1 protein-coding gene is annotated in these 539 nt (G+C 65.9%); it reads left to right on the top strand.

Going from position 1 to position 539, the window contains the following annotated elements:
• On the top strand, window positions 1–439 hold a 439-nt coding region (locus DMB66_RS60620), incomplete at its 5' end, for a hypothetical protein (protein ID WP_125812743.1).
• Window positions 440–539: the final 100 nt, after the last annotated feature.

The following is a 539-nucleotide window of genomic DNA, read 5'->3' as shown; positions in this document are numbered from 1 at the left end:
GCCGATGTCCCGGACCAACTTCATGTTCGACCGCGGCGAGATGATCGCGCTGCTGGAAGAGCTGCGCGCCGAGCTGCCGAGCGACCTGCGCCGGGCGGTGGCGCTGCTCGAGGAGCGTGACAAGATCATCGACGCGGGCAAGCGCGAAGCGGACCGGATCATCGGCGAAGGTGAGACGGAGCACGCCCGGCTGGTCTCGGTCAACGAGATCACCGTCTCGGCGGAGCACGAGGGTGCCCGGATCGTCGCCGAGGCCCGCTCCGAGGCGCAGCGACTGCGCGAGGAGGTCGACGACTACGTCGACACCGCGCTGGCCAACTTCGAACAGTTCCTGACCAGGGCGTTGTCGTCGATAGAGCGTGGCCGCGACAAGATGCACGCGCTGCGGGAGATCGGCACGTTCCAGGGCGAGGACAACGAGCGGCCGCTGCCGTTCTGAGTTTCTCACCCGATTCGACGCTGAGCCCGCTGCTCAGGTAACCTTTCCAGTCGGCCTACCTACAGGCTGAGAGTTCATGATGCCCAAGCACACGCAGAAT

The organism is Actinoplanes sp. ATCC 53533 (genome assembly GCF_003947245.1).
The sequence above is the reverse complement of the archived record's forward strand: the minus strand, read 5'-3'. Positions and strand labels throughout refer to the sequence as shown.